Source organism: Usitatibacter palustris (assembly GCF_013003985.1).
Taxonomy (GTDB): Bacteria; Pseudomonadota; Gammaproteobacteria; order Burkholderiales; family Usitatibacteraceae; genus Usitatibacter; species Usitatibacter palustris.
Genome location: NZ_CP053073.1, coordinates 347,910 through 371,133, shown reverse-complemented (window position 1 = coordinate 371,133; position 23,224 = coordinate 347,910). Strand labels below are relative to the sequence as shown.

At 67.0% G+C, this 23,224-nt stretch carries 27 protein-coding genes; 18 read left to right on the top strand and 9 right to left on the bottom strand.

The window, feature by feature from the left end; all coding sequences use genetic code 11:
- Positions 1–13 precede the first annotated feature (13 nt).
- The 8 genes from DSM104440_RS02095 to DSM104440_RS02060 form a co-directional block, all read right to left on the bottom strand.
- The gene (locus tag DSM104440_RS02095; protein WP_171160353.1) at positions 14–481 is read right to left on the bottom strand and encodes a DUF2244 domain-containing protein; all 468 of its coding nucleotides are present in this window, start codon (positions 479–481) and stop codon (positions 14–16) included.
- Positions 482–512: 31 nt separating this feature from the next.
- Entirely contained in the window at positions 513–704 is a 192-nt protein-coding gene (locus DSM104440_RS02090) for a DNA gyrase inhibitor YacG (RefSeq protein WP_246212076.1), read from the bottom strand.
- Positions 705–706: 2 nt separating this feature from the next.
- Positions 707–1,462 carry a cell division protein ZapD gene (gene zapD, locus DSM104440_RS02085; protein WP_171165602.1) on the bottom strand — a complete coding sequence of 252 codons (756 nt, stop codon included), beginning with the start codon at positions 1,460–1,462 and terminating at the stop codon, positions 707–709.
- 5 nt (positions 1,463–1,467) lie between these two features.
- Complete coding sequence (gene coaE, locus DSM104440_RS02080; protein WP_171160351.1) at positions 1,468–2,070, bottom strand: dephospho-CoA kinase; 603 nt, start codon at positions 2,068–2,070, stop codon at positions 1,468–1,470.
- Positions 2,067–2,933 (bottom strand): prepilin peptidase, encoded by an 867-nt coding sequence (locus DSM104440_RS02075; protein ID WP_171160348.1) that lies wholly within the window; start codon positions 2,931–2,933, stop codon positions 2,067–2,069. Before DSM104440_RS02075 ends, coaE begins: the two co-directional genes overlap by 4 nt.
- A 56-nt stretch (positions 2,934–2,989) precedes the next feature.
- The gene (locus tag DSM104440_RS02070) at positions 2,990–4,219 is read right to left on the bottom strand and encodes a type II secretion system F family protein (RefSeq protein ID WP_171160346.1); all 1,230 of its coding nucleotides are present in this window, start codon (positions 4,217–4,219) and stop codon (positions 2,990–2,992) included.
- Positions 4,220–4,232: 13 nt separating this feature from the next.
- Complete coding sequence (gene pilB, locus DSM104440_RS02065; protein ID WP_171160344.1) at positions 4,233–5,930, bottom strand: type IV-A pilus assembly ATPase PilB; 1,698 nt, start codon at positions 5,928–5,930, stop codon at positions 4,233–4,235.
- A gap of 112 nt (positions 5,931–6,042) precedes the next feature.
- Positions 6,043–6,591 (bottom strand): glutathione peroxidase, encoded by a 549-nt coding sequence (locus DSM104440_RS02060; RefSeq protein ID WP_171160342.1) that lies wholly within the window; start codon positions 6,589–6,591, stop codon positions 6,043–6,045.
- Between the two features lie 138 nt (positions 6,592–6,729).
- Here DSM104440_RS02060 and hemA point away from each other — a divergent pair, with 138 nt between their 5' ends.
- The 18 genes from hemA (at position 6,730) to DSM104440_RS01970 (ending at position 22,699) form a co-directional block, all read left to right on the top strand.
- Positions 6,730–7,998 carry a glutamyl-tRNA reductase gene (gene hemA / locus DSM104440_RS02055; protein ID WP_171160340.1) on the top strand — a complete coding sequence of 423 codons (1,269 nt, stop codon included), beginning with the start codon at positions 6,730–6,732 and terminating at the stop codon, positions 7,996–7,998.
- Entirely contained in the window at positions 7,995–9,080 is a 1,086-nt protein-coding gene (gene prfA, locus DSM104440_RS02050) for a peptide chain release factor 1 (protein ID WP_171160338.1), read from the top strand. Before hemA ends, prfA begins: the two co-directional genes overlap by 4 nt.
- 1 nt (position 9,081) lies before the next feature.
- On the top strand, positions 9,082–9,906 hold the full coding sequence (gene prmC, locus DSM104440_RS02045; RefSeq protein ID WP_212758173.1) for a peptide chain release factor N(5)-glutamine methyltransferase: 825 nt from the start codon (positions 9,082–9,084) through the stop codon (positions 9,904–9,906).
- A 106-nt stretch (positions 9,907–10,012) separates the two neighbouring features.
- Positions 10,013–11,104: a substrate-binding domain-containing protein gene (locus DSM104440_RS02040; protein ID WP_171160335.1), complete on the top strand. Its 1,092-nt coding sequence runs from the start codon at positions 10,013–10,015 to the stop codon at positions 11,102–11,104.
- A gap of 29 nt (positions 11,105–11,133) precedes the next feature.
- Positions 11,134–11,460, top strand: a complete 327-nt coding sequence (gene grxD / locus DSM104440_RS02035; RefSeq protein ID WP_171160333.1) for a Grx4 family monothiol glutaredoxin — start codon at positions 11,134–11,136, stop codon at positions 11,458–11,460.
- Between the two features lie 13 nt (positions 11,461–11,473).
- Positions 11,474–11,836 carry a winged helix-turn-helix domain-containing protein gene (locus DSM104440_RS02030; RefSeq protein WP_171160331.1) on the top strand — a complete coding sequence of 121 codons (363 nt, stop codon included), beginning with the start codon at positions 11,474–11,476 and terminating at the stop codon, positions 11,834–11,836.
- A gap of 178 nt (positions 11,837–12,014) precedes the next feature.
- Positions 12,015–12,761 (top strand): molybdate ABC transporter substrate-binding protein, encoded by a 747-nt coding sequence (gene modA / locus DSM104440_RS02025; protein WP_171160329.1) that lies wholly within the window; start codon positions 12,015–12,017, stop codon positions 12,759–12,761.
- 3 nt (positions 12,762–12,764) lie between these two features.
- Positions 12,765–13,454, top strand: coding sequence for a molybdate ABC transporter permease subunit (gene modB, locus DSM104440_RS02020; RefSeq protein ID WP_171160327.1), 690 nt, complete (start codon positions 12,765–12,767; stop codon positions 13,452–13,454).
- Positions 13,447–14,535: a molybdenum ABC transporter ATP-binding protein gene (gene modC / locus DSM104440_RS02015; protein ID WP_171160325.1), complete on the top strand. Its 1,089-nt coding sequence runs from the start codon at positions 13,447–13,449 to the stop codon at positions 14,533–14,535. Before modB ends, modC begins: the two co-directional genes overlap by 8 nt.
- 61 nt (positions 14,536–14,596) lie before the next feature.
- Positions 14,597–15,301, top strand: coding sequence for an ABC transporter permease (locus DSM104440_RS02010; protein ID WP_171160323.1), 705 nt, complete (start codon positions 14,597–14,599; stop codon positions 15,299–15,301).
- Positions 15,294–16,040, top strand: a complete 747-nt coding sequence (locus DSM104440_RS02005) for an energy-coupling factor ABC transporter ATP-binding protein (RefSeq protein ID WP_171160321.1) — start codon at positions 15,294–15,296, stop codon at positions 16,038–16,040. Before DSM104440_RS02010 ends, DSM104440_RS02005 begins: the two co-directional genes overlap by 8 nt.
- On the top strand, positions 16,004–16,849 hold the full coding sequence (locus DSM104440_RS02000; protein WP_171160319.1) for an ABC transporter substrate-binding protein: 846 nt from the start codon (positions 16,004–16,006) through the stop codon (positions 16,847–16,849). The genes DSM104440_RS02005 and DSM104440_RS02000 overlap by 37 nt, the downstream gene beginning before the upstream one ends.
- The gene (locus DSM104440_RS01995) at positions 16,849–17,631 is read left to right on the top strand and encodes a molybdate ABC transporter substrate-binding protein (protein ID WP_171165600.1); all 783 of its coding nucleotides are present in this window, start codon (positions 16,849–16,851) and stop codon (positions 17,629–17,631) included. Before DSM104440_RS02000 ends, DSM104440_RS01995 begins: the two co-directional genes overlap by 1 nt.
- Positions 17,632–17,681: 50 nt before the next feature.
- The gene (locus tag DSM104440_RS01990; RefSeq protein WP_171160317.1) at positions 17,682–18,764 is read left to right on the top strand and encodes a substrate-binding domain-containing protein; all 1,083 of its coding nucleotides are present in this window, start codon (positions 17,682–17,684) and stop codon (positions 18,762–18,764) included.
- Positions 18,761–19,852 (top strand): transglutaminase-like domain-containing protein, encoded by a 1,092-nt coding sequence (locus DSM104440_RS01985; protein WP_171160315.1) that lies wholly within the window; start codon positions 18,761–18,763, stop codon positions 19,850–19,852. The genes DSM104440_RS01990 and DSM104440_RS01985 overlap by 4 nt, the downstream gene beginning before the upstream one ends.
- A 14-nt stretch (positions 19,853–19,866) precedes the next feature.
- Positions 19,867–20,874 carry an iron ABC transporter substrate-binding protein gene (locus DSM104440_RS01980; RefSeq protein WP_212758171.1) on the top strand — a complete coding sequence of 336 codons (1,008 nt, stop codon included), beginning with the start codon at positions 19,867–19,869 and terminating at the stop codon, positions 20,872–20,874.
- Complete coding sequence (locus tag DSM104440_RS01975) at positions 20,871–21,893, top strand: FecCD family ABC transporter permease (protein WP_171160313.1); 1,023 nt, start codon at positions 20,871–20,873, stop codon at positions 21,891–21,893. Before DSM104440_RS01980 ends, DSM104440_RS01975 begins: the two co-directional genes overlap by 4 nt.
- The gene (locus DSM104440_RS01970) at positions 21,890–22,699 is read left to right on the top strand and encodes an ABC transporter ATP-binding protein (protein ID WP_171160310.1); all 810 of its coding nucleotides are present in this window, start codon (positions 21,890–21,892) and stop codon (positions 22,697–22,699) included. The genes DSM104440_RS01975 and DSM104440_RS01970 overlap by 4 nt, the downstream gene beginning before the upstream one ends.
- Here the strand turns inward: DSM104440_RS01970 and lepB are convergent.
- On the bottom strand, positions 22,657–23,217 hold the full coding sequence (lepB, locus tag DSM104440_RS01965) for a signal peptidase I (RefSeq protein ID WP_171160308.1): 561 nt from the start codon (positions 23,215–23,217) through the stop codon (positions 22,657–22,659). The two genes, DSM104440_RS01970 and lepB, sit on opposite strands and share 43 nt — an antisense overlap.
- Positions 23,218–23,224 lie beyond the last annotated feature (7 nt).

Below are 23,224 nucleotides of genomic sequence, written 5' to 3'. Positions count from 1 at the left end.
TTTCCGTTATTCCCTAGTTTGCCGTCACGGGGATGCACGCGCGAATCTGCTGCGCGAGCCTGCGTCGTCCCTCGTCAGACAGGAGCCGCCCCAACGGCACTGTCTTCCCCGCATATGCGAGCCCCAGCGTGCATTGCCCGCCGTGCTCCCTCAAAACCACTCGCGCCCACGCCCGGTTCGCCACGAAGTGCGATTCCCGGCGTGCGTCGCACGCATCCAGCCTGACTTCGCCCGCGTCGATCTCGATCCGCTCGAAATCCCCGTCGTGCTTGCGCACCACATGGAAAGCGAGCCACACGAGCGCCACCTCGATCCCTGCGAAGGGCATCACGGGCCAGGCCCCGAGGGCCCAGGCACCGGCCGCAACCCCCATCGTGGTCACCGCGATCGCCACCAACGCCCTGCGCCGCTCCCGCGGTCCCAGGGAACGATTGGGAACCGAGAGGTGGACGAAGGCGGGGGATTCCGCGGAGGGAGCCATCGAAGGGTGCCGCGCCGAAAACCCCGCCATTTTAGCGGGATTCGGGGTCCGAGTCATTTTCGGGGAGGTCGTCTTCGCCCGGCTTGGCCGGAATCGCGTAGCTCTCGGTGGCCCAGGCGCCCAGGTCGATCAGGCGGCAACGCTCGGTACAGAAGGGACGCCAGGGATTGGCCTGCGAAAACAGGGCCAGGGTCCCGCAAGTCGGGCAAGCCACCTTCTTCACGTTCACAGGTTGCAGAAGGCGAGCTCGAAGGCGACGTCGCGGTCGTAGACGCGCGACTTCTGCACGCCCTCGGGCACCAGGAAGCGGATGTTGAGCGCGTACTTGTTCGCACTGATCTCGGGGATGCAGGCGAGATCGCTCGCGATCGTGAGCCGCAGCATCTGTGCGGGCTTCTCGGCGGGAGTCTGCTGGAACATGCCCTGCGTCGCGACGAGCGAGACCGTGCGCCCGCTCTCGCGCAGCACGCGCAGCACCAGCGAGAGCGCGGAATGCACGGGCTGCAGGGGCTTCATCCACACGGCGAGGTCGTTGCGGCGATCGTCGGCCGGGTGCTGCAGCCAGTAGTGGTACGAGGGAAGGTCGAACTCGCTCGTGCCCCCGGGGATGCCGGCGCGCTGCTTGATCGCCATGAGCCACTCGTTCTCGCGCAGGTTCTGGCCGGTCTTGCCCGAGGTGGCGTGCAGGTTCGAGAACGCGGAGTCCAGGTCGGTGAGCACCTGGTCGAGCTTGTCGCGCGAGATCGCCGGGTTGTCGCGCAGCGCATCGAGGAAGGTGCGCTGGCGGTCGAGTTCCTGCAGGAGATCGCTCTTCAGGTCGGCCCGGCTCGCCACCTCGATGATCTCGAACATGCCGGTGAGGCAGGCATGGTGGTCGTGCGCGTGCTCGAGCGAATAGAAGTGGTTGACGCGGTCGTAGAGGTCCTCGAGCCGCAGCAGCGTGCGCACGCGCTCGTTGAGGGGGTACTCATAGGTGATCACGCCCGTCATTCGCGCGGAATTGTGGCATACGCCCGGTGCAGGCGCTCGCATTGATTCGCAAGCGCCGCGCGATCGCCACCGTTCCAGGCCACGTCGTCGGCCATCTGGAGGCGCCGCCAGCGGGGCCACTGGGTCGCCATGACCGCCCGGACCTCCTCGGCGGCGAGCCCCGACCGGGCCATGACCCGCTCCACCTGCAGCGATTCGGGGCAGTCGACCACGAGCGTGCGGGCGACCCGGCCCTGGTAGCTACCCTTCTCGAAGAGCAGGGGCACGACCAGCACCGCGTACGGCCCGTTCGCGCGCTCGACGGCGGCATCGGAGCGGGCCCGGATCATGGGATGGAGGATCGCCTCGAGCCGGGCGAGCGCGGCGGGATCGGAAAAGGCCTGCTTGCGCATCGCCGCGCGGTCGAGCGACCCATCGGCCGCGACAAAGGACGGGCCGAACGCTGCGCTCACCTGCGGCATCGCCTCGCCGCCGGCAAGGGTGAGCCCACGGGCGATTTCGTCGGCATCCACGATCGTTGCACCCCGCGCGGCGAGCTCCTCGGCGACCGTCGACTTGCCGCTGCCGATTCCGCCGGTGAGCCCTACGATCCGTTTCACGTCGGAAAGCGGCCGACCCAGAGAATCACGGCTTCGCGTCCCCACACCAGGCCCGCGAGTCCGCCCACCGCGAGGTAGGGACCGAACGGCAGGCGCGTGTCCGCGCCACGGCGCGAAAGCCAGAGTGCCAGCGAGCCGAACACCACGCCCAGCGCCGCCGCCACGAGAATCACGAAGGGCAGCACCTGCCAGCCGAGCCACGCGCCGATCGCCGCGAGGAGCTTGAAATCGCCGTAGCCCATGCCCTCCTTCTTCGCGAGGATCTTGAAGGCCCAGTAGACGGTCCAGAGCGCGAGGTAACCGCCGATGGCGCCGAGCACCGCGGAGCGCAGGTCCACGAACGTGCCGCCGATGTTGACGATCAACCCGAGCCACACGAGCGGCAGCGTGATGTCGTCGGGCAGCAACTGCGTATCGAAGTCGACGAAGGAAAGTGCCACCAGCGCCCAGGCGAACACCAGCGCGCCCGCAAGTGCCGCGGAAGCGCCGAAGCGAACCGCGAGCAGCCCCGAAAGCACGCCGGTGAGCAACTCCACGAGCGGGTAGCGCGCGCTGATGGGTGTGCGGCAGGTGCGGCAACGGCCGCGCAGCACCAGCCAGCTCACGACCGGCACGTTCTCGATAGCGCGAATGGGCGTTGAGCACGATGGGCAGCGCGACGCGGGCCGCAGCAGGTTGAAGGGTGCCCGCTCGGGAACCTCTCGGCCCTGGAGCTCCGCACAATCGGCCTCCCACTGCGCTTCCATCATCCGCGGCAGCCGGTGGATCACGACGTTGAGGAAGGAGCCCACGCAAAGTCCCACGACACTGGCGATGGCGACCAGGGCGGGGGGCGAGTCCTTCAGGAGCAGGAGGATTTCCATGTAAACAAAAAGGCGCGGGGATTTCTCCGCGCGCCTTTATGCGGGCTCGATCGCGACTACACCGCGCCGCCCAGCTTGAAGATCGGCAGGTACATGGCGACCACGAGGCCGCCGATGAGGCCGCCCAGCACCACCATGAGCGCGGGCTCCATCAAGCTCGCGAGCGCATCGACGGAGTCGTCGACTTCCTGCTCGAAGAAGTCGGCCACCTTGCCCAGCATCGAGTCGAGGGCGCCGGATTCCTCGCCGATCGCCGACATCTGCATGACCATCGCCGGGAAGACGTTCTGGTTCTGCATCGCGACGGTGAGGCTCGTACCCGACGACACTTCCTGCTGGATGCGCTTGGTCGCCTCGTAATACACGTAGTTGCCCGCCGCACCCGCCACCGAATCGAGCGACTCCACGAGCGGCACGCCCGCGGCGAACATCGTGGAGAGCGTGCGGCACCAGCGCGCGATCGAGGCCTTGCGGATCACGTCGCCGAACACCGGCAAGCGAAGCAGCAGGCGGTCCATGCCGCGCTGCATCGCCTTCGACCGCTTGTACGTGTACAGGAACGACCACGTGCCGCCGACGATGATGCCCAGCATGTACATCCAGTACGCCGTGAAGAACTCGGAGATGTTCAGCACGATCTGCGTGGGCGCGGGCAGGTCCGCGCCGAAGCTCTTGAAGAGGTCCTTGAAGATCGGGATCACGAAAATCATGATGACCGCGACCACCACGAAGCCCACCACGATCACCGCGATCGGATAGAACAGCGCGCCCTTGATCTTCGACTTGATGGCGAGGATCTTTTCCTTGTACGTCGCGAGGCGATCGAGGATCGCGTCGAGAATACCGGCCGCCTCACCCGCGGCGACCAGGTTGCAGAAGAGTTCGTCGAAGTACACCGGATATTTCCGGAACGCCTGGCCCAGCGACGAGCCGGTCTCGACCTCGGTCTTCACGTCCATCAGCAACTTGCCCACGGACGGATTCGCGTGGCCCTTGCCGACGATGTCGAAGGCCTGCAGCAACGGCACGCCCGCCTTCATCATCACCGCGAGCTGGCGCGTGAAGATGGTGATGTCCTTGTCGGTGATCTTCTTGCCGGAGCGCTGCGAGAGCTTCTTGACGCTGATGCTCTGGATGCCCTGGCGACGCAACGTGGCGAGAACGACGTGGTCGCCCGCGGCGCGCAGCTCGCCCTTGATCGCCTTGCCGGTCTTGTCCTTCCCCGACCACGCGAAGTTGTAGAGCTTGACGTCCTTGCCCGTGTCTTTTTTTGCGACCGCAGCCATGTCCGTTTTCTCCCTACTCGTTGGTGACGCCTTCGACTTCCTCGAGGGAAGTGAGGCCCTTCATCACCTTGATCAAACCCGAAGTCCGCAGATCCTTGATGTTCTCGCGCTTTGCCTGGTCGGCGAGATCGATCGCATTGCCGTTCTTCATGATGATGCGTTCCATTTCCTCGGAAATCGGCATCACCTGGTATATCCCGAGGCGTCCTTTGTAGCCCGTATTCTTGCACAGGTCACATCCACCGGGCGCGAACGGCTGCCATGAACCATCGAGTTGATCCTCGGCGAAGCCCGCGCGAAGCAACGCTTCCTCGGGAATGTCCACGGGCTTCTTGCACGTGCACAGGCGCCGCGCGAGCCGCTGCGCCGTGACCATGATCACGCTCGAGGCGATGTTGAACGGCGCGATGCCCATGTTCATGAGGCGCGTGAGCGTTTGCGGCGCGTCGTTGGTGTGCAGCGTGGAGAGCACCATGTGGCCCGTCTGCGCGGCCTTGATCGAGATCTCGCCCGTCTCGATGTCGCGGATCTCGCCCACCATGATGATGTCCGGGTCCTGGCGCAGGAAGGCCTTCAGCGCGACCGGGAAGCTCAAACCCGCCTTGTCGTTGATGTTGACCTGGTTCACGCCGGGCAAATTGATTTCCGCCGGATCCTCCGCCGTCGAGATGTTGATCCCGGGCTTGTTGAGGATGTTGAGGCACGTGTAGAGCGAGACCGTCTTGCCCGAGCCCGTGGGCCCGGTCACGAGCACCATGCCGTACGGGCGGGTGATCGCGTTCATCAGGTTTTCCTTCTGGTCCGGGTCGTAGCCCAGGGCGTCGATCCCGAGCGTCGCGCTCGACGGATCGAGGATCCGCATGCAAATCTTTTCGCCGAAGAGTGTCGGCAGCGTCGAGACGCGGAAGTCGATCGCGCGCGTCTTCGACATCGTGAGCTTCATCCGCCCGTCCTGCGGCACGCGCTTTTCCGAGATGTCGAGCTTGGAGACCACCTTGATGCGCGAGGCGATCTTTTCCTTGATCGCGAGCGGCGGCTGCGCCACGTCGTAGAGGATGCCGTCGGTGCGGTAGCGGATGCGGTAGAACTTCTCGAACGGCTCGAAGTGGATGTCGGAGGCGCCGCCGTTGATCGCGTCGAGCAGGATCTTGGTCACGTACTTCACGACCGGCGCGTCGTCGATGTCCTCGGTGACGACGTCGGGCTGGGCCTCGAGCTCCTCGTCCGGAAGCTCGACGTCCTCGACCATCTTCTCGAGGGCCTTGCCGCCGCCCTCGGTGATGCGCTTGACGATGTTGTTGAGCTTGTCGTCCTCGACGACCACCGGCTCCATCGTCATGCCGGTGGCGAACTTCACCTCCTGCATCACCTGCTCGTTGGACGGATCCGAGACCGCGACGAACAGGCGGTTGCCGCGCTTGCCCAGCGCGATCACGCGCCGGTTGGCGACGATCTTGCTGTCGATGAGGTTGATCGGCAGCGCGTCGAAGTCGACCGCGTTCAGGTCGAGCAGCGGATAGCCGAAGGTATTGGCGGCGAATTGCGAGACTTCGCGCGCGCTGAGCTTCTTCGAGGCGATCAACTGCTGGACGAACATGAGCCCCGCCTTCGTCGCTTCGGCCTGGATGGCCGTCGCGTCGGCTTGCACAAGCCGGCCCTGCTGGACGAGGGCTCGCCCAAGGGCATTGAAGGTTGCGGGGTTGGCGGACATCGCTGGAAAGGTCGCGGTGCGTCCCGTTATTTATCCGGAAAAGAATCCTTTAAATCAATACCATAATGCGCCTTTTTACATTGGCTTGTAAAGATCGGCCGCCAGCCGGTTTTCAGCGGGTTTGGAGGGCCGCTTCGACCGCCGCCACGAGCTTGGGATCGTCGGGGGTGACCTTCGATCCGTAGTTGGCCAGCACCTTCCCGTCGCGACCCACCAGGTACTTGTGGAAATTCCACTTGGGCGCCTCGCCGGTCTTCTCGGCGAGCTCCTTGTAGATGGGATTGGCGTCCTTGCCCGCGACCGGCGACTTCTCGTACATCGGGAAGCGCACCTTGAAGGTCCGCTCGCAGAAATCGGCCACTTCGGCGTTGCTGCCCGGCTCCTGCTTGCCGAAATCGTTCGACGGGAAGCCCAGGACGACGAGGCCCTTGTCCTTGTACTTCTGGTAGAGCCCCTCGAGACCCTCGTACTGCTTCGTATAGCCGCAATAGCTGGCGGTGTTCACGAGCAGGACGACCTGCCCCTCGAAGCGGCAGAGGTTGTCGGACTTGCCCTGCAGCGTGGTGAGCTTGTGGTCGAGGAGCGAGGGGCACGCGGCGGAGGCATCGAGCGAGGCCGCGGCGATGCCGGTGGCGAGGAGCAGGCGAAGGGTCGGGTTCATGGTCCTTGGAGGTACGTGAGAAACGCGACAACCCGATGATATCGCCCGGGGGCGCGCATCGGGCGAGGGGGGCTAGCTGCTATAATTTCAGGCACTTACACGAGCCGCGCCGCATTTTCCGGCCCTGCGGCCAGCCTCATGCCCCTCCACGTTCTCGGCCTCAGCCACCACACGGCCCCCCTCGACGTCCGCGAAAGGATCGCCTTTCCCGCCGAACGCCTGCTCGAGGCGTTGGCGGCGATCAAGGCGCGCGAGGGCGTCGAGGAAGCGGTGCTGGTGTCGACCTGCAACCGGACCGAGATCTACGTCGATGCCCCGGATGTCGCCGCCGTTCGCGCCTGGCTCGTCGAGGCCGCGCTCGCAGCGGGCGCGGCGGTCGAAGCGATGCTCTACGCCCATGCCGGAGACGAAGCCGTTCGCCACGCCTTCCGCGTCGCTTCGGGCCTCGACTCCATGGTGCTGGGCGAGCCGCAGATCCTCGGGCAGGTGAAGGAAGCGGTGCGCAACGCGGAGAACGCGGGAACGCTCGGCTCGAATCTCCACAAGCTCTTCCAGCAGACCTTCGCCGTCGCCAAGCGCGTGCGCACCGAAACGTCGGTGGGCGCGCAGTCGATCTCGATGGCCTCGGCCGCGCTCAAGCTCGCGCAGAACGTGTACGGCGACCTGTCGCAGACCAAGGTCCTGCTGATCGGCGTGGGCGAGATGGTCGAGCTCGCGGCCACTTACTTTGCCGCGCAGCGCCCGCGCGCCCTCGCCGTCGCCAACCGCACGCTCGAGCGGGGGGAAGCATTCGCCCAACGCTTCGACGGCGAAGCGATGGGGCTCGCCGATGTTCCGGCGCGCCTGCATGAATTCGACATCGTCATCACGGGCACGGCGTCCACGCTCCCGATCCTCGGCAAGGGGCTCATCGAGCGCGCGTTGAAGGCGCGCAGGAACCGTCCCATGTTCATCGTGGATTTCGCGGTGCCGCGCGACGTCGAGGCCGAGGCCGCCGAGCTGGGCGACCTGTTCCTTTACTCGATCGACGACCTCGGAAAGATCGTCCAGGACGGCAGCGTGCAGCGCCAGGCCGCGGCCACCGAAGCCGAAGCGATCGTGGCCACGCAGGTGGAAGCGTTCCGCCAATGGCAGGGTTCGCGCGCCGCGGTCCCGGTGATCGTGCGGCTGCGCGGCAAGGCCGATCAATATCGCAATGCCGAGCTCGCGAAGGCGAAGGCACGCCTCGCCCGCGGCGAGGACGCGCACGCCGTCCTCGAAGCGCTGGCGCTGGGGCTCGCCAACAAATTCATCCACCATCCGACGCAGGCGCTCAACCGCGCGGCCGACGAGGACCGCGCGCAGCTGCAACGCGCCATCGACACGCTCTTCCCGGACGGAGACAGCGACGAAGGCAGCACGCGATGAAGGATTCCATCGCGGCGAAGCTCGCCAACCTCGACCTGCGCCTGAAGGAGATCGATCACCGGCTCTCCGATCCGGCGGTGGTGAACGACCTCGACGACTACCGCAAGCTTTCGCAGGAGCGCGCCGAGATCGAGCCCGTGGTCGCGGCGTTCAACGAATACCGCAAGGCCGAAGGCGACGTCGCCGCCGCGGAGGACATGGCGAAGGATCCGTCGATGCGCGAGTTCGCCGAGGCGGAAGTGAAGGAGGGCCGGGCGCGCATCGAGAAGCTCGAAGCCGACCTCCAGGCGATGCTCCTGCCGCGCGACCCCAACGACGAGAAGAACCTGTTCCTCGAGGTGCGCGGCGGCACGGGCGGCGACGAGAGCGCGCTCTTCGCGGGCGACCTCTTCCGCATGTACGTGCGCTTTGCCGAGCGCAATCGCTGGCAGGTCGAGATCCTTTCCGAGAGCGCGGGCGACGCCGGCGGCTACAAGGAAGTAATCGCGCGCATCGTCGGTCGCGGCGCGTACTCGAAGCTGAAATTCGAATCCGGCGGTCACCGCGTGCAGCGCGTGCCCGCGACCGAAACGCAGGGCCGCATTCATACGTCGGCCGCGACGGTGGCCGTGATGGCCGAGGCCGATGACGCATCCGATGTCGTGGTGAATCCCGCCGACGTGCGCGTGGATACCTACCGCGCGAGTGGCGCCGGCGGCCAGCACGTGAACAAGACGGATTCCGCGGTGCGCCTCACGCACGTGCCCACGGGCATCGTGGTCGAGTGCCAGGACGGGCGCAGCCAGCACAAGAACAAGGAGCAGGCCTGGCGCATCCTCGCCGCGCGCATCAAGGACAAGCAGCAGCGCGAGCAGCAGGCGAAGGAAGCCTCCGAGCGCAAGGGCCTCATCGGCACCGGCGACCGCTCGGACCGCATCCGCACGTACAACTTCCCGCAGGGCCGCGTCACCGACCACCGCATCAACCTCACGCTGCACCAGATCGAGAAGATCATGGATGGCGACATGGACGACCTCATCGGCGCGCTCGCCGCCGAGCACCAGGCCGACCAGCTCGCGGGGCTCTCCGACTCCGCCGCCTGACATGCGCACGATCCACGCCTCGCTCCAGGAAGCCGAGGACACGATCGGCAAGGTCGATGCGCGCGTGATCCTGTGCGACGTGCTCGGCGTGGACCGCGCCTTCCTCGTCGCCAATCCCTTTCACCTGCTCACCGAAACGCAGGACGCGCGCGTCGACATGATGGTGACGCAGCGCCAGATGGGCCACCCGGTCGCCTACCTCGTGGGCCGGCGCGAGTTCTACGGCCGCGACTTCGCGGTCGATGCGAACGTGCTCATCCCGCGGCCCGATACCGAGACGCTCGTCGAAGCCGCGCTCGCGCGATTGCCGAACGATGAGTGCCGCGTGCTCGATTTGGGCACGGGCAGCGGCGCGATCGCAGTCACGCTGGCTTGCGAGCGCGCGCAGGCGAAAGTCGTCGCCGTGGATGCGAGCGCGGGCGCACTGGGTGTTGCGCGCGCGAATGCCGAGCGCCATGGCGCAGGCCGCATCGAATTCCTCGAAGGCAGTTGGTACTCGCCTGTCGCGGGCCAACGCTTCGACGCAATCGTCGCCAACCCGCCGTACGTGGCCGCGGGCGATGCGCACCTGGGCGAAGGCGACCTGCGCTTCGAACCCGCTTCAGCGCTCACCGACGGCAGCGCCGACGGCCTCGGTTCCATTCGCGCGATCATCGATGGCGCGCGCGATCACCTCGTCGACAACGGCTGGTTGCTCATCGAGCATGGCTACGACCAGGCGAGTGCCGTCGCCTCGCTCCTCGAGGCGGCCGGGTTCAACGAGCGCGAGAGCGTGAAGGACCTGGCGGCGATTCCGCGCGTCGCGATCGGCCGGTTCGGTCGCTAGCTACCTGGCATATGCGGCGTTTCGCATATGCGGCCTGCTTCACCCCTCCTCCAGCTAGGTAAACTAGCGGCGAGCGCTTCGTCTCCCCATATGAGATTCGCCGCCGTTGGAAAAGATCACCATCCGGCCGTCCTGGACCTTCACCACCGCCTCGGGCGAGCGCGTGGACCCGCGCCTTTTCGACCTGCTGCGGGCGATCAACGACTCGGGAAAGCTCACGCTGGCGGCGAAGACGGTCCAGCTTTCGTATCGTCATTCGTGGGACCTCCTTTCGGGCTGGTCCGGGTTCTTCGGCAGCCCGCTGGTCGCGATGACCCGCGGCAAGGGTGCGCAACTCACCCCGCTGGGCGAGAAGTTGCTGTGGGCCGAGCAGCGCAGCGACGCGAGCCTCTTCCCGCTGCTTGAAAACATCGCCTCCGAGCTCAATCTCGAGATCGGAAGGCACGTGAAACCCTCGCAGGACCTGCTGCGCATCCATGCGAGCCACGGCTATGCGATCGAGAAAATTCCGCTCGTGATGCGCGCGCATGGCCATGCGGACGTGGACCTGCAGTACATGGCGAGCGTCGAGGCGCTGCGGTCGCTGTCTCGCGGTTCGTGCGAGTTCGCCGGCTTTCACCTGCCGGTGGGCGGCGAGCTCGCGGCGGTGATGCGCGCGCAATACGAGCCGGTCGTGAAGGCGAAGCAACAAGTGGTGATTCGCCTGGTGAAGCGCACGCAGGGCCTCGTGGTCGCGAAGGGCAATCCGCTGGGCATCCGCTCGGTGGCGGACCTCGCGAACCCTCGCGTGAGGTTCGTGAACCGGCAGCGCGGTTCGGGCACACGCACGATCTTCGACGGGATGCTCGCGGCGCAGGGCATCGACGCGCGTGCGATCCCGGGGTACGCGGAAACGGGCGAGTTCACGCACGCGGCGGTCGCGGCCTTCGTCGCGAGCCACATGGCCGACGTCGGCATCGCCGTGGAACCCGCGGCGCGGCAGTTAAAGCTCGACTTCGTGCCGTTGGTGGTCGAGCGCTACATGCTCGCGTGCGACAAGCGAGCGCTGGAGATGCCCGCGACGGGCGAGATGCTCGCGTTGCTGCGCGGCCAGGCTTTCCGCGACGCGGTGGCCTCGGAGCCGGGCTACACGCTCGATGAACCGGGGCAGGTCGTCCCGATGACACAGGCGCTCGAAGGCTTCAGCGACGAGCGGTAAAATAGCGGCAAGCCAAAGGAGAAACAGCCATGAGCAGCCAGGACACCATCCGCAACCAGGTCACCTCCCACCCCGTTGTCCTCTACATGAAGGGGTCGCCGCAGTTCCCGCAGTGCGGCTTCTCGGCCAACGCCACGCAGTTGCTCAAGCTCTCGGGCGCGACCGAAGTCTTCACGGTGGACGTGCTGCAGGACCCGGAGATTCGCCAGGGCATCAAGGAATTCGCCAACTGGCCGACCATTCCCCAGCTCTACGTGAACGGCGAGTTCGTTGGCGGCTCGGACATCATGCGCGAGATGTACGAGTCCGGAGAACTGCAGAAGCTCATCGCCGAAGCCACTGCCAAGTCGGCCTGATCGCCCGCCCCGCATGAAGCGTCACCGGCGGGGCGCCACCAAGCTGCGCATCATGTTCGGCCCCGAGATCGCGATGGGGCCGGGCAAGTCCGATCTCCTCGAGACCATCGCCGCCACGGGCTCCATCTCGGAGTCCGCGCGCAAGCTCGGCATGTCGTATCGCCGCACCTGGCTGCTCGTCGACACCATGAACCGCTGCTTCCGCGAGCCCGTCGTCGCTTCCGCGACCGGCGGCACCGGTGGCGGTGGCGCGCAGGTGACACCGTTCGGACTGCAGGTGATCGCGCGCTTCCGCTCGATGCAGAAACGCATCGACCGCGTCCTCACGCCAGAGCTCGAAGCGTTTTCGGATCTGCTGGCGGACAAGCCTCGCTGACTGTCATCCTCGCCACACTGTCATCCTGAGGAGCGCTGCGACCAGAAGGACCTCCTGAGCTCACGAAGGATCTGCTTTTTGACAGTACAAATCCGCTTCGCTGTTCAAGCAGGTCCTTCGGGTCTCCGACCCTCAGGATGACAGGTGGGGCCGTTATATCCATGGGTATACTACGGTCATGCGCTTCCTCGCCCTCCTTCTCGCCGCCTTCCTCACCCTTCCCGCCGCCGCGGACACCGTCACGGTTTTCGCCGCGGCGAGCCTGAAGGAAGCGCTCGACGCCAACGCGAAGAGCTTCGAAGCCGCGAGCGGCCACAAGGTCGTGGTCTCGTACGCCGGCAGCAACGCGCTCGCCAAGCAGATCGAGAACGGGGCCCCCGCGGACCTCTTCATCTCTGCGGACACCGATTGGATCGACTACATCGAGAAGCGCAACCTGGTCGCACCCGGCTCGCGCAAGAACCTGCTCGGCAATGAGCTCGTCCTGATCGGTTCGGTCACGCCGCGCACGTTCGCGAAGATCGCGCCGGGAATCAACCTGGGCGGCGCGATGGGGGCGAGCCGCATCGCGATCGCCAATCCGGACGCAGTGCCCGCGGGCAAGTACGCGAAAGCCGCGCTCGTCTCGCTGCAGATGTGGGCGCCCATCGAGCACAAGGTCGCGGTCACCGAAAACGTTCGCGCCGCACTCGCGCTCGTGGCCCGCGGCGAAGCGCGGCTGGGTGTGGTGTATCGCACCGACGCGATGGCCGAGAAGAACGTGCGGATCCTCGAAGCATTCCCGCCGGACTCCTACCCGAAGATCGTCTATCCGATGGTGACGCTGCGCCGCGCGACCTCGCCCGCGGTCGCCGCATTCGCCACGTACCTCGCTTCGCCCGAAGCGTTCGCCACCTTCGAGAAGTTCGGCTTCCGGGCTCCGTAGTCCATGCTGACCGCCGCTGAGCTGCAGATCCTCGGGCTCAGCCTCAAGGTGGCGCTGTGGGGATTGGTCGCGAGCCTGCCGTTCTCGATCGCGATCGCCTTCGTGCTCGCGCGGAAATCCTTCTACGGAAAGACGCTCTTCGATGCGGCCGTGCACTTGCCGCTCGTGCTGCCCCCGGTTGTCGTGGGCTACGCGCTGCTCGTGCTCTTCGGGACGCAGGGTCCGATCGGCAAGCCTCTCGAGGCATTCGGCATCGTGTTCGCGTTTCGCTGGACGGGCGCGGCGCTCGCGGCCGGGATCATGGGCTTTCCGTTGCTCGTGCGCGCAATTCGCCTCGCGATCGAGGCCGTCGATCCGCGCCTCGAGCTCGCCGCGCGCACGCTGGGCGCGAGCCCGCTGCGGGTTTTCTTCACCGTCACGCTTCCGCTCGCACTGCCCGGCGTGATCACCGGCGGCCTGCTCGGCTTCGCGCGCGCGCTGGGCGAATTCGGCGCGACCATCACGTTCGTCTCCAACATTCCCGGCGAGACGCAGACACTGCCGCTCGCGATCTACACGTACACGCAGGTGCCCGGCGCGGATGCCCAGGCACTGCGCATGTCGATCTTCTCGGTGCTGCTCTCGCTGGTTGCGTTGGCACTCTCCGAATGGCTCGCGCGTCGCAGCACCCCGCAGGACTCGCGCCATGCTTGAAGTCGACATCGCCATCCGCCGCGGCGATTTCCGCGTCGAAGCCGCGTTCCGGAGCGATGCGCCGATCGTGGCCCTCTTCGGCCGCTCCGGCGCAGGCAAGACCTCGCTCATCCATGCGATCGCGGGCATCGTGAAACCCGAGCGTGGCCGCATCGTCGCCGGCGGCCGCACGCTCTTCGACTCGACGACGCGCACGAACCTCCCGCCCGAGTCGCGCCGCGTGGGCTACGTGTTCCAGGATGCGTTGCTCTTTCCGCACCTCTCCGTGCGCGCAAACCTCGCGTACGGCGAATCGCTGACACCCGCCTCCGAGCGCTTCATCGACCGCGAGCGCGTCCTCGCCCTCCTCGGCCTCACGCCGTACCTCGAACGGCGCCCCGCGAACCTCTCCGGCGGCGAGAAGCAACGCGTCGCGATCGGCCGCGCACTCCTCGCAAGCCCGCGCGTGCTTCTCTTCGACGAACCGCTTGCCTCGCTCGACGGCGCGCGCAAGGCCGAGATCCTCGCTTACATCGAGATCCTGCGCGACGAGCTGAAGCTGCCGATGGTCTACGTGAGCCATGCGGTCGAAGAGGTCACGCGCCTCGCCGATCGCGTGGTCGTCATCGCCGAAGGACGCGTGATCGCCGAGGGCGATGTCGCCGGCGTGATGTCGCGCCCGGAGCTCGAATCGCTCACGGGACGCCACGAGGCGGGCACCGTCATCGATGCGCGCGTTGCATCGCTCGATGCGCGCTACGACCTCACGACGCTCGAGTTCCCCGGCGGGACGCTCATCGTTCCCAATATCGATGCGCTTCCCGGCGAACCCGTGCGCGCGCGCATCCGCTCGCGCGATGTCTCCCTCGCCCTCGAACGGCCCACGGGACTCTCGATCCAGAACGTCCTGGCCGCGACGGTGCGGGAGATCGGCAGCGAGTTCGGCGCCATCGTCGATGTGACGCTCGACCTCGGCGGCACCACGCTCATCGCGCGGATCACGCGCAAGGCCGCGGACGAGCTGGGCCTGGCGCCGGGGATGCGCCTCCACGCCCTCGTGAAAGCCGTTTCGATCGACCGGCGCAGCGTCGGATTCGCCTGATCCCGACATAGGCACAGCCCTGCATATCTGAAACTGCGCGGGGATTTGCCAGAATCGGGGCATGTCCGAGATCCTCGCGAGCATCGGGCTCGCCCTCCGGCTCATCGGAGGCGGCGATCCGGGTCTCTGGGCCATCGTCGCTCTCTCCCTTGAAGTCAGCCTTGCCGCCGCCGTGCTGGCGTGCGTCGTCGGCCTGCCCCTGGGCGGGCTCATCGCCGTGCGCCCGTTCCCGGGCCGCCGTGCCGTGATCGTTTCGCTCAACGCGCTCCTGGGCCTGCCCTCCGTCGTGGTGGGGCTCGTGGTCTACCTCCTGCTCTCCCGCGCGGGCCCGATGGGCTCGCTGGGAATCCTCTTCACGCCGACCGCGATCATCGTGGCCCAGACGCTGCTCGTGCTGCCGATCGTCGCCGCGATGGCGCGCCAGTTCGTCGAGGACGGCTGGCACGAGTACGAGGAACAGCTCACCTCGCTGGGCGTCACGCCCGCCCGCGCCGTGCTCACGCTGCTGTGGGACCTGCGCTACTCGCTCCTCACGGTCGTGCTGCTGGGCTTCGGGCGCGCGGCCTCGGAGGTGGGCGCGGTCATGATCGTGGGCGGCAACATCGACGGCGTCACGCGCGTCATGACGACCGCGATCGCGCTGGAGACGAGCAAGGGCGACCTTCCGCTCGCCCTCGCCCTGGGCATCGTGCTGATCGCCGTCGTGCTCACGCTGAACGCCGGCGTCTATGCCGTGCGCGAATGGAGCACTCGCCGCCATGGGTAAGCCGGCCATCTTCCCGCTGGAAGTCCGCGGGCTCAGCGTGCGCCTTGGCGGACATGAGGCATTGCGCGATGTCAGCTTCGCGTTCGACGGACGCAAGCGGGTCGTCGTGCTCGGCGCGAACGGCGCGGGCAAGAGCGTGCTGTTGCGCACGCTGCATGGCCTCATCGCGCCGACCGCGGGCTCGATCCGCTGGGCCAACAGTTCGCAGCGCGCGGCTTCGCAGGCGATGGTCTTCCAGCGCTCGGTGATGCTGCGCCGCCCCGCGCTCGCCAACATCGCCTACGCGCTCGCCGTGAGCGGTGTGGCCGAGCCCGAGCGCAGCCGCCGCGCGCGCGAGGCGATCGAGCATGTGGGCCTCGCGCACCTCTCCCAACGGCAGGCGCGCGTGCTTTCCGGTGGCGAGCAGCAACGCATCGCGCTTGCGCGCGCGTGGTCGCTCAAGCCCCGCATGCTCTTTCTCGACGAGCCCACGGCGAGCCTCGATCCCGCGGCCGCCGGCGAGGTCGAGCGCATCGTGACCCGCATCCACGGCGAGGGCACCGCCGTCGTGATGACCACACACAACCTCGGCCTCGCGCGGCGCTTCGCCGACGAGATCGTCTTCCTGCACGAAGGCCGCCTTACCGAACACACGGCCGCCGATCTTTTCTTCACCGCACCGGCCTCGCCGGAGGCCGCACGCTTTCTTCAAGGAGAACTGCCATGGAGCATCGCATCGCAACCTTCCTCTCCCGCTTGAGCAGGACCTGGCTCGCAGCCGCCGTGCTCGCCGCGGTGGCGATCGCATCGGCCACGCCCGCGCCGGCGCAGGATTTCATCACCGTCGCCTCGACCACTTCGACGGAGCAGTCGGGCCTCTTCAAGCACTTGCTGCCCGAATTCAAGAAGGCCACCGGAATCGAGGCGCGCGTCGTCGCCGTCGGCACCGGCCAGGCACTCGACATGGGACGCAAGGGCGACGCCGACGTGGTGTTCGTCCACGACAAGGTCGCGGAAGAGAAATTCCTCGCCGAGGGCTTCGGCGTGAAGCGGCTCGAGGTCATGTACAACGACTTCATCATCGTCGGCCCGAAGAATGATCCGGCCGGGGCCAAGGGCAAGGATGTCGTCGAGGCGCTGAAGAAGATCGCCGGCACGTCGACCCCGTTCACTTCGCGCGCCGACAAGAGCGGCACGCATGCCGCGGAGCTGCGCTACTGGAAGCTCGCGGGCTTCGATCCGCCCAAGGGCGCGTGGTATCGCGAGACGGGCTCGGGCATGGGTCCGACGTTGAACACCGCCTCGGGCATGAACGCCTACGCGCTCACCGATCGCGGCACGTGGCTCTCGTTCAAGAATCGCGGCGAGCTCGTGATCCTCGTCGAAGGCGACACGAAGCTCTTCAACCAGTACGGCGTGATGCTCGTGAACCCCGCGAAGCATCCGCACGTGAAGAAGGACAGCGGCCAGAAGTTCGTCGACTGGGTCGTCTCGCCCGCCGGCCAGGCCGCGATCGCCGCGTACAAGATCGACGGCGAGCAACTGTTCTTCCCCAACGCGAAGCCGTGATGCGCGTCGCGCTGCTGCTCGCTGCCGCGCTCGCCGCCATACCCGCCGCCGCGCAGCAACCGGTGAAGGTCTTCGCGGCGGGCAGCCTGCGCGCCGCACTCACCGAAGCCGCGGCGGCGTTCAAGGCGCAAGGCGGCGGTGACGTCGCCTTCGAGTTCGGTCCTTCGGGGTTGCTCCGCGATCGCCTCGTAAAGGGTGAGTCGGCCGACGTGTTCGCCTCCGCAAACATGGAGCACCCGAAGGCGCTCGCCGATGCGGGCAAGGCCGCGCCCGTGCGGATGTTCGCGCGCAATCGCCTGTGCGCGCTGGCACCCGAGCGCGCGAAGCTCACCTCGAAGGCGTTGCTCGATCACATGCTCGATCCGGCGGTGAAGCTCGGCACCTCGACACCGAAGGCCGATCCGTCGGGCGACTACGCGTGGCAGGTGTTCGAGCGCGCGGAGAAGCTGAAGCCGGGCTCGTTCGAGACGTTGTCGAAGAAAGCACTGCAACTCGTGGGCGGTCCGAGTTCACCGCCGCCGCCCGCGAAGGGCAGCGTGTACGGCCTGCTGGTCGCCACGAACAAGGCCGATGTGTTTCTCACGTATTGCACGAACGCGGTGCAGGCTCGCAAGGACGACGCGACGCTCGCGGTGATCGCGCTGCCCGACGAACTCGCGGTGGGTGCGGACTACGGGCTCACCACGCTCACCGACGCGGGCAAGCCATTCGCGGACTTCCTCGCCAGTGCCGCGGGGCAGCGCGTGCTCACCTCGCACGGGTTCTCGCCACCCTCGCTCTAGAGGGAAATCGCATAAAGCGCGCAACGCGTTGCCCCTGCCATAATGAGGCCATGATCCGAATCGACATCCGCCCCGTCTGGCGTTTCCGCGGCAAGACCGAGAAGGACTTCGACTTCCTGCTGATCGCGCTGCTCGAAGGTCTCGAGAAGACCGGGAAGCTCACGAAGGCCGCCGAGCTCGCAGGCATCTCGTATCGCCATGCGTGGAACCTGATCGACCAGTGGCAGGACTTCTTCGGCGCGCCGCTCGTGGAAATGCGCCGGGGCCGCGGCACCGACCTCACGGAACTCGGGTCGCATCTTCTCTGGGCCGGGCAGCGGGCCCGCGCGCGCCTCGCGCCCGAGCTCGAGAGCCTCGCCTCCGAATTCGCCCGGGCACTCAACGAGTCGCTTACCGAGACCGGCACGCTGGTCATCCATGCGAGCCACGACTTCGCCGTCTCGCAGCTTCGCGACCTCGTGAATCCGCAGGGGATCGCGGTCGATGTGCAATACCGCGGCAGCTTCGAGAGCCTCGCGGCGCTGCGCCGCGGCGAATGCGACATCGCGGGATTCCACCTGCCCGAAGGCCGCATGGGCGAGCTCATGGCCCGGCGCTACGCCGAAGGCCTGCCGCCGGGGAAGTTTGCGTTGATCGGGTTCGTCACGCGCACCCAGGGTTTCATCGTGCGCGCCGGCAACCCCAAGCGGATCGCATCGATCAAGGATCTCGCGCGCGACGACGTGCGCATGATCAACCGCCAGCGCGGCTCGGGAACGCGCGCCCTGCTGGAGTTCCTGTTCACCGCCGAAGCGGTCGACCGCTCCTACGTCCGTGGCTACGACATCGAGGAGATCACGCACTCGGCGGTGGCCGCGCTCATCGCCGGCGCGCAGGCCGACGTGGGCTTCGGCGTGCACGCCGCCGCGCAGCAATACGGCCTCGACTTCATCCCGTACTGCAACGAACGCTACTACCTCGCCTGCCATGCGGAGCAGGTCCATTCGCCCGCCATCGCCGGCCTCATCGATACGCTTCAAGGCCCGGAATTCCAGCAACTGGTTGCGTCGCTGCCGGGTTACTCGGCTCCGCTCGCCGGCCAGGTCCTCGCCGCATCCGACGTGCTCGCCGAAACCATGGAGACCCCCACATGAAACGCCGCGAACTCCTGCAAGTTGCCATCGCCACCCCGGTCCTCGCGGGCATTCCGCGCTTCGCGATCGCGCAGCAGTTGCCCTTCGATCCCAAGCCGGGCGCCTGGCGCACGTTCGAGGTCACGACCAAGGTCGAGATCCTCAAGCCCGCGGGCGCGACCAAGGTCTGGATCCCGCTGCCCTCGATCAAGAGCGACTACCAGGACACGCTCGCCAACGACTGGACCAGCAACAGCTCTCAGGCCCACGTCGTCACCGACGGCAAGTACGGCGCGAAGATGTTGCTCGCCGAGTGGGGGCCGGGAGAAAAGCTGCCGGTGGTCGAAGTCACCACGCGGGTCATCACAAAGAATCGCACCGACAGCCTCGTCGCCATCAAAGGCGTGAAGCTCGACGCCGACACGCGCGCGTTCTACACCGAGGCCACCGAGTTCATGCCCACCGACGGTCTCGTGAAGCAGACCGCGCAGGAGATCGTGAAGGGCAAGACCACGGACATGGAGAAGGCCCGCGCCATCTACGAATGGATCGTGGACAACACCTTCCGCGATCCCAAGACCATCGGGTGCGGACGTGGTGACGTGAAGGTGATGCTCGAGACGCGCAACCTCTCGGGCAAATGCGCGGACCTCAACGCGCTCTACGTGGCACTTGCGCGTTCCGTTGGGCTGCCGGCGCGCGACATCTACGGCGTGCGCGTCGCCAAGAGCGCCTTCGGTTATCGCTCGTTGGGCGCGGGCACCGAGAACATCACGCGCGCGCAGCACTGCCGTGCGGAAGTCTTCGTGAATGGCGCGGGCTGGATCGCTGTCGATCCGGCGGACGTGCGCAAGGTCGTGCTCGAAGAGAAGCCGCAGCCTGTCACGCTTGCCGATCCCGTGGTCCCGCCCGTGCGCGAGAAGCTCTTCGGCGCGTGGGAAATGAACTGGATGGCCTACAACGACGCGCACGACGTGAAGCTTCCGGGCTCCACGGGCGAGAAGCTCGCGTTTCTCATGTATCCGCAGGCAGAGACCGGCGGCGTGCGCGTGAACCCGTACGCGCCCGACGACTTCCGCTACAAGATCACCACGAAGGAACTCGGCTGAAATTCCTCGCGGCAGTGCTGCTCGCGCTGGCGAGCATCACCGCCAGCGCTGCCCGCGAGTTCACCGACGACGCGGGCCGGAAGGTCTCGCTCCCCGACAGGGTCACGCGCGTCTACGCCGCGGGGCCGCCCGCCTCGGTCCTGGTCTTCGCGCTCGCACCCGACACGCTCGTGGGCTGGACGCGCGGCTTTCGCGAAGATGAAGCGAAGTGGGTTCCGGAGAAATACGCGAAGCTGCCTGAGCTCGGCCGCCTCACCGGCCGCGGCAATACGGCGAATCCTGAAATCATCCTGCAGGCGAAGCCCGATCTCATCGTCGACATGGGCTCGACCAACGCGACCTTCGCCTCGCTCGCCGATCGCGTCCAGCAGCAGACGGGCATCCCCTACATCCTCCTCGACGGCCGGCTCGAGACGACACCGCAGCAAATCGAAAAGCTCGCGCGCGCGCTCGGCGTCGAAGCGCGGGGCAGGGAGCTCAGCGACTACGCAAAGAAGCTGATCGACGGCCTGCAGGCGAAGATCGCCACCGTCCCCGCCGACAAGCGCCCCGAGGTGTATTACGCCCGCGGACCGCAGGGACTCACCACCGGCATGAAGGGCTCGATCAACGTCGAGATGATCGAGTTCCTCGGCGCGAAGAACGTCGCGGCCGGACAAACCGGCGGCCTCACCAACGTCGGCCTCGAGCAAGTCGTGCTCTGGGATCCGCCGGTGATCGTCACGAACGATCCGAACTTCTATCGCGAAGTGTGGAAGCTTCCCGTGTGGAACAGCGTGACCGCCGTGCGCAAGAAGCGCGTCTATCTCTCGCCACACCTGCCCTTCGGCTGGTTCGACTATCCGCCCGGGGCCAACCGCATCATCGGCCTGCTCTGGCTCTCCGAAATCCTCTATCCCGATCTCTTCCGCCACGACCTGCGCAAGGAAGTCACCACGTTCTACCGGCTCTTCTATCACCAGGAGCCCAGCGCGCAGCAGCTCGACGCCCTGCTGGGCGAGGCGGGCGTGGGCCCGCGATGATTGTTTCGCGTGCGCGTTTTCCCGCGTGGATGCTGGGCGCGGGCGCGATGCTCGGGGTGGTGACGGCGGTGGCCCTCGGCGTCGGAAGTTTTCCCGTCTCTCCCGGTGATGTCGTGCGCGTGCTGTGGGCCGCGCTGACCGGTGGCGATGCCGGAGTACCCGACAACGTACGCGCCGTTGTGCTGCAGATTCGCGGCCCGCGCGTGCTCGCGGCCCTCGCCGTCGGTGCGGCGCTCGCCACGGCCGGTGCCGCGTACCAGAACCTCTTTCGCAATCCGCTCGTTTCGCCCGACATCCTCGGCGTCTCCGGGGGCTGCGCGCTCGGCGCCGTCGGCGGCATTCTCTTTGCGCTCCCGATCGCGGCGATCCAGGGCCTCGCGTTCGCCGGCGGTGTCGTCGCCGTGTCGCTCGTGCTCGCGATCGGCGCGTGGGTGCGCGGGCACGATCGCGTGCTCACCCTCGTGCTCACGGGGGTCGTCGTGGGTTCGCTCTTCGGCGCGGGCATCGCGTTCGCGAAGTACGTCGCCGATCCCTACAACCAGCTGCCCGCGATCACCTTCTGGCTGCTCGGAAGTTTCTCGGGCACGCTCCCGCGCGATCTCGCCTACGCGCTCCCGCTGATCCTCATCGGGTTCGTGCCGCTGGTGCTGCTCCGCTGGCGCATGAACCTGCTCTCGCTTCCCGACGATGAAGCGCGCGCGCTCGGCGTGGATCTCGGAAAGCTGCGGATCATCGTGATCGTCGCGGCCACTCTCGTTACCTCCGCCAGCGTTGCGATCGCCGGCGTGATCGGCTGGGTCGGCCTCGTGATCCCGCACGCCGCGCGTCTGCTCGTCGGTGCGGAGTTCGCTCGCGTGCTGCCCATCTCCGCCGTCCTCGGTGCGGCGTTCATGCTGCTCGTCGACACGCTCTGCCGCACCATCGCGCGCACGGAGCTGCCGCCCGGTGTGCTCACCGCGCTCGTCGGGACGCCGGTGTTCATCTGGCTGCTCGCGCTCACGTTCCGCAAATCGTCATGACGCTGCGCGCGCAAGCCCTCGACTTCGGCTACCCGGGACGCGTCATCGGCCGCGGGCTCGATCTCACGCTCGAGGACGGCGAAGTGCTCTGCGTGCTCGGACCCAACGGCACGGGCAAGACCACGCTCTTTCGCACGCTGCTCGGATTGCTGCCCGCGATCGGCGGTCGCCTCACGATCGGCGATCGCGACCTCGCGACACTCTCGCGCCCGCAGATCGCCCGCGAGCTCGCCTACGTTCCGCAAGCGTCCTCGAGCTACTTTGACTTCAGCCTCGCCGAGATGGTGGAGATGGGCCGCACCGCGCACCTCGGAACCTTTGCGCGGCCCTCGGCACGCGACCGCGAGATCGCCCGCTCCGCACTCGATCGCATGGGCATCGCGCAACTCGCGGATCACCCGGTGAGTGGCGTGAGCGGGGGCGAAAGGCAACTTGCCCTCATCGCCAGGGCGCTCGCCACGGAGGCGCGCGCCATCGTGATGGACGAACCGACGGCAAACCTCGATTTCGGCAACCAGGCCCGCGTGCTCTCGGAGATCGCGCGGCTGCGCGACTCGGGTATCGCCGTACTGCTGTGCACGCACGACCCCGACCACGCCTTCCTGCTGGCAGATCGCGCTCTACTCCTTCAAGGGGGCGCTGCGTTGGCGATCGGCGCCGCGCGCGCAACACTCACCGAAGCGAACCTGTCGCGCCTCTATGGCGTGGACGTGCGTGTCGCGGAAGTCGGATCGCCGGGTGCGGCGCGCTCGGTGGCCGTGCCCTACAGCCCGAGCCAGGTGAAGCCGTCGGCCGAGCGCCAGTAGATGGCCGCGGCCTTGCCGTAGAGCTCGCGTTCCCGCACGAAGCCGAACACGCGCCCGTCGCGGCTGTTGCCGCGGTTGTCGCCCATGAGCAGCACCTCACCCTCGGGGACGAGCACGGGCTCGACCTCGGGTCCGCCGCCCGAACGCAGGTTGCGCCAGGATTCATCCTGCTCGACGCCGTTGATCGACAGCACGCCGTCGCGGACCTCGACGAAATCTCCCCCGACGGCGACGACGCGCTTGATGAGGCGCGTGCCATCGACGGGCTCGTCGACGATCACCACGTCGCCGCGCGCGGCGGATTCGCCCGACCACACGCGCAAGAGCGTGAAGGGAACGCGCAACCCATAGGCGCGCTTGTCGACGAACACGCGATCGCCGGAAACCAGCGCGGGCTCCATCGAGCCGCTGGGCACGACGTAGTGGTCGGCGAGCGAGGAGCGCGCGGCAAGGATGCCCAGGAGCACGAGGGACGTCGTGAAGATTTCACGAAGGATGCGGCGGACTTTTGTGTTCATTCACTTC

What these genes read in the sequence shown, in the direction of transcription:
- modC (WP_171160325.1), top strand. Translation starts at nt 13,447, where the DNA reads ATGCTTGAAGTCGACATCGCCATCCGCCGCGGCGATTTCCGCGTCGAA.
- DSM104440_RS02070 (WP_171160346.1), bottom strand. Translation starts at nt 4,219, where the DNA reads ATGGCTGCGGTCGCAAAAAAAGACACGGGCAAGGACGTCAAGCTCTAC.
- DSM104440_RS01970 (WP_171160310.1), top strand. Translation starts at nt 21,890, where the DNA reads ATGACGCTGCGCGCGCAAGCCCTCGACTTCGGCTACCCGGGACGCGTC.
- modA (WP_171160329.1), top strand. Translation starts at nt 12,015, where the DNA reads ATGCGCTTCCTCGCCCTCCTTCTCGCCGCCTTCCTCACCCTTCCCGCC.
- DSM104440_RS02075 (WP_171160348.1), bottom strand. Translation starts at nt 2,933, where the DNA reads ATGGAAATCCTCCTGCTCCTGAAGGACTCGCCCCCCGCCCTGGTCGCC.
- lepB (WP_171160308.1), bottom strand. Translation starts at nt 23,217, where the DNA reads ATGAACACAAAAGTCCGCCGCATCCTTCGTGAAATCTTCACGACGTCC.
- grxD (WP_171160333.1), top strand. Translation starts at nt 11,134, where the DNA reads ATGAGCAGCCAGGACACCATCCGCAACCAGGTCACCTCCCACCCCGTT.
- DSM104440_RS01985 (WP_171160315.1), top strand. Translation starts at nt 18,761, where the DNA reads ATGAAACGCCGCGAACTCCTGCAAGTTGCCATCGCCACCCCGGTCCTC.
- DSM104440_RS02005 (WP_171160321.1), top strand. Translation starts at nt 15,294, where the DNA reads ATGGGTAAGCCGGCCATCTTCCCGCTGGAAGTCCGCGGGCTCAGCGTG.
- prfA (WP_171160338.1), top strand. Translation starts at nt 7,995, where the DNA reads ATGAAGGATTCCATCGCGGCGAAGCTCGCCAACCTCGACCTGCGCCTG.
- DSM104440_RS02060 (WP_171160342.1), bottom strand. Translation starts at nt 6,591, where the DNA reads ATGAACCCGACCCTTCGCCTGCTCCTCGCCACCGGCATCGCCGCGGCC.
- DSM104440_RS01975 (WP_171160313.1), top strand. Translation starts at nt 20,871, where the DNA reads ATGATTGTTTCGCGTGCGCGTTTTCCCGCGTGGATGCTGGGCGCGGGC.
- modB (WP_171160327.1), top strand. Translation starts at nt 12,765, where the DNA reads ATGCTGACCGCCGCTGAGCTGCAGATCCTCGGGCTCAGCCTCAAGGTG.
- DSM104440_RS02030 (WP_171160331.1), top strand. Translation starts at nt 11,474, where the DNA reads ATGAAGCGTCACCGGCGGGGCGCCACCAAGCTGCGCATCATGTTCGGC.
- prmC (WP_212758173.1), top strand. Translation starts at nt 9,082, where the DNA reads ATGCGCACGATCCACGCCTCGCTCCAGGAAGCCGAGGACACGATCGGC.
- DSM104440_RS02095 (WP_171160353.1), bottom strand. Translation starts at nt 481, where the DNA reads ATGGCTCCCTCCGCGGAATCCCCCGCCTTCGTCCACCTCTCGGTTCCC.
- DSM104440_RS02000 (WP_171160319.1), top strand. Translation starts at nt 16,004, where the DNA reads ATGGAGCATCGCATCGCAACCTTCCTCTCCCGCTTGAGCAGGACCTGG.
- DSM104440_RS01995 (WP_171165600.1), top strand. Translation starts at nt 16,849, where the DNA reads ATGCGCGTCGCGCTGCTGCTCGCTGCCGCGCTCGCCGCCATACCCGCC.
- hemA (WP_171160340.1), top strand. Translation starts at nt 6,730, where the DNA reads ATGCCCCTCCACGTTCTCGGCCTCAGCCACCACACGGCCCCCCTCGAC.
- DSM104440_RS01990 (WP_171160317.1), top strand. Translation starts at nt 17,682, where the DNA reads ATGATCCGAATCGACATCCGCCCCGTCTGGCGTTTCCGCGGCAAGACC.
- pilB (WP_171160344.1), bottom strand. Translation starts at nt 5,930, where the DNA reads ATGTCCGCCAACCCCGCAACCTTCAATGCCCTTGGGCGAGCCCTCGTC.
- DSM104440_RS02010 (WP_171160323.1), top strand. Translation starts at nt 14,597, where the DNA reads ATGTCCGAGATCCTCGCGAGCATCGGGCTCGCCCTCCGGCTCATCGGA.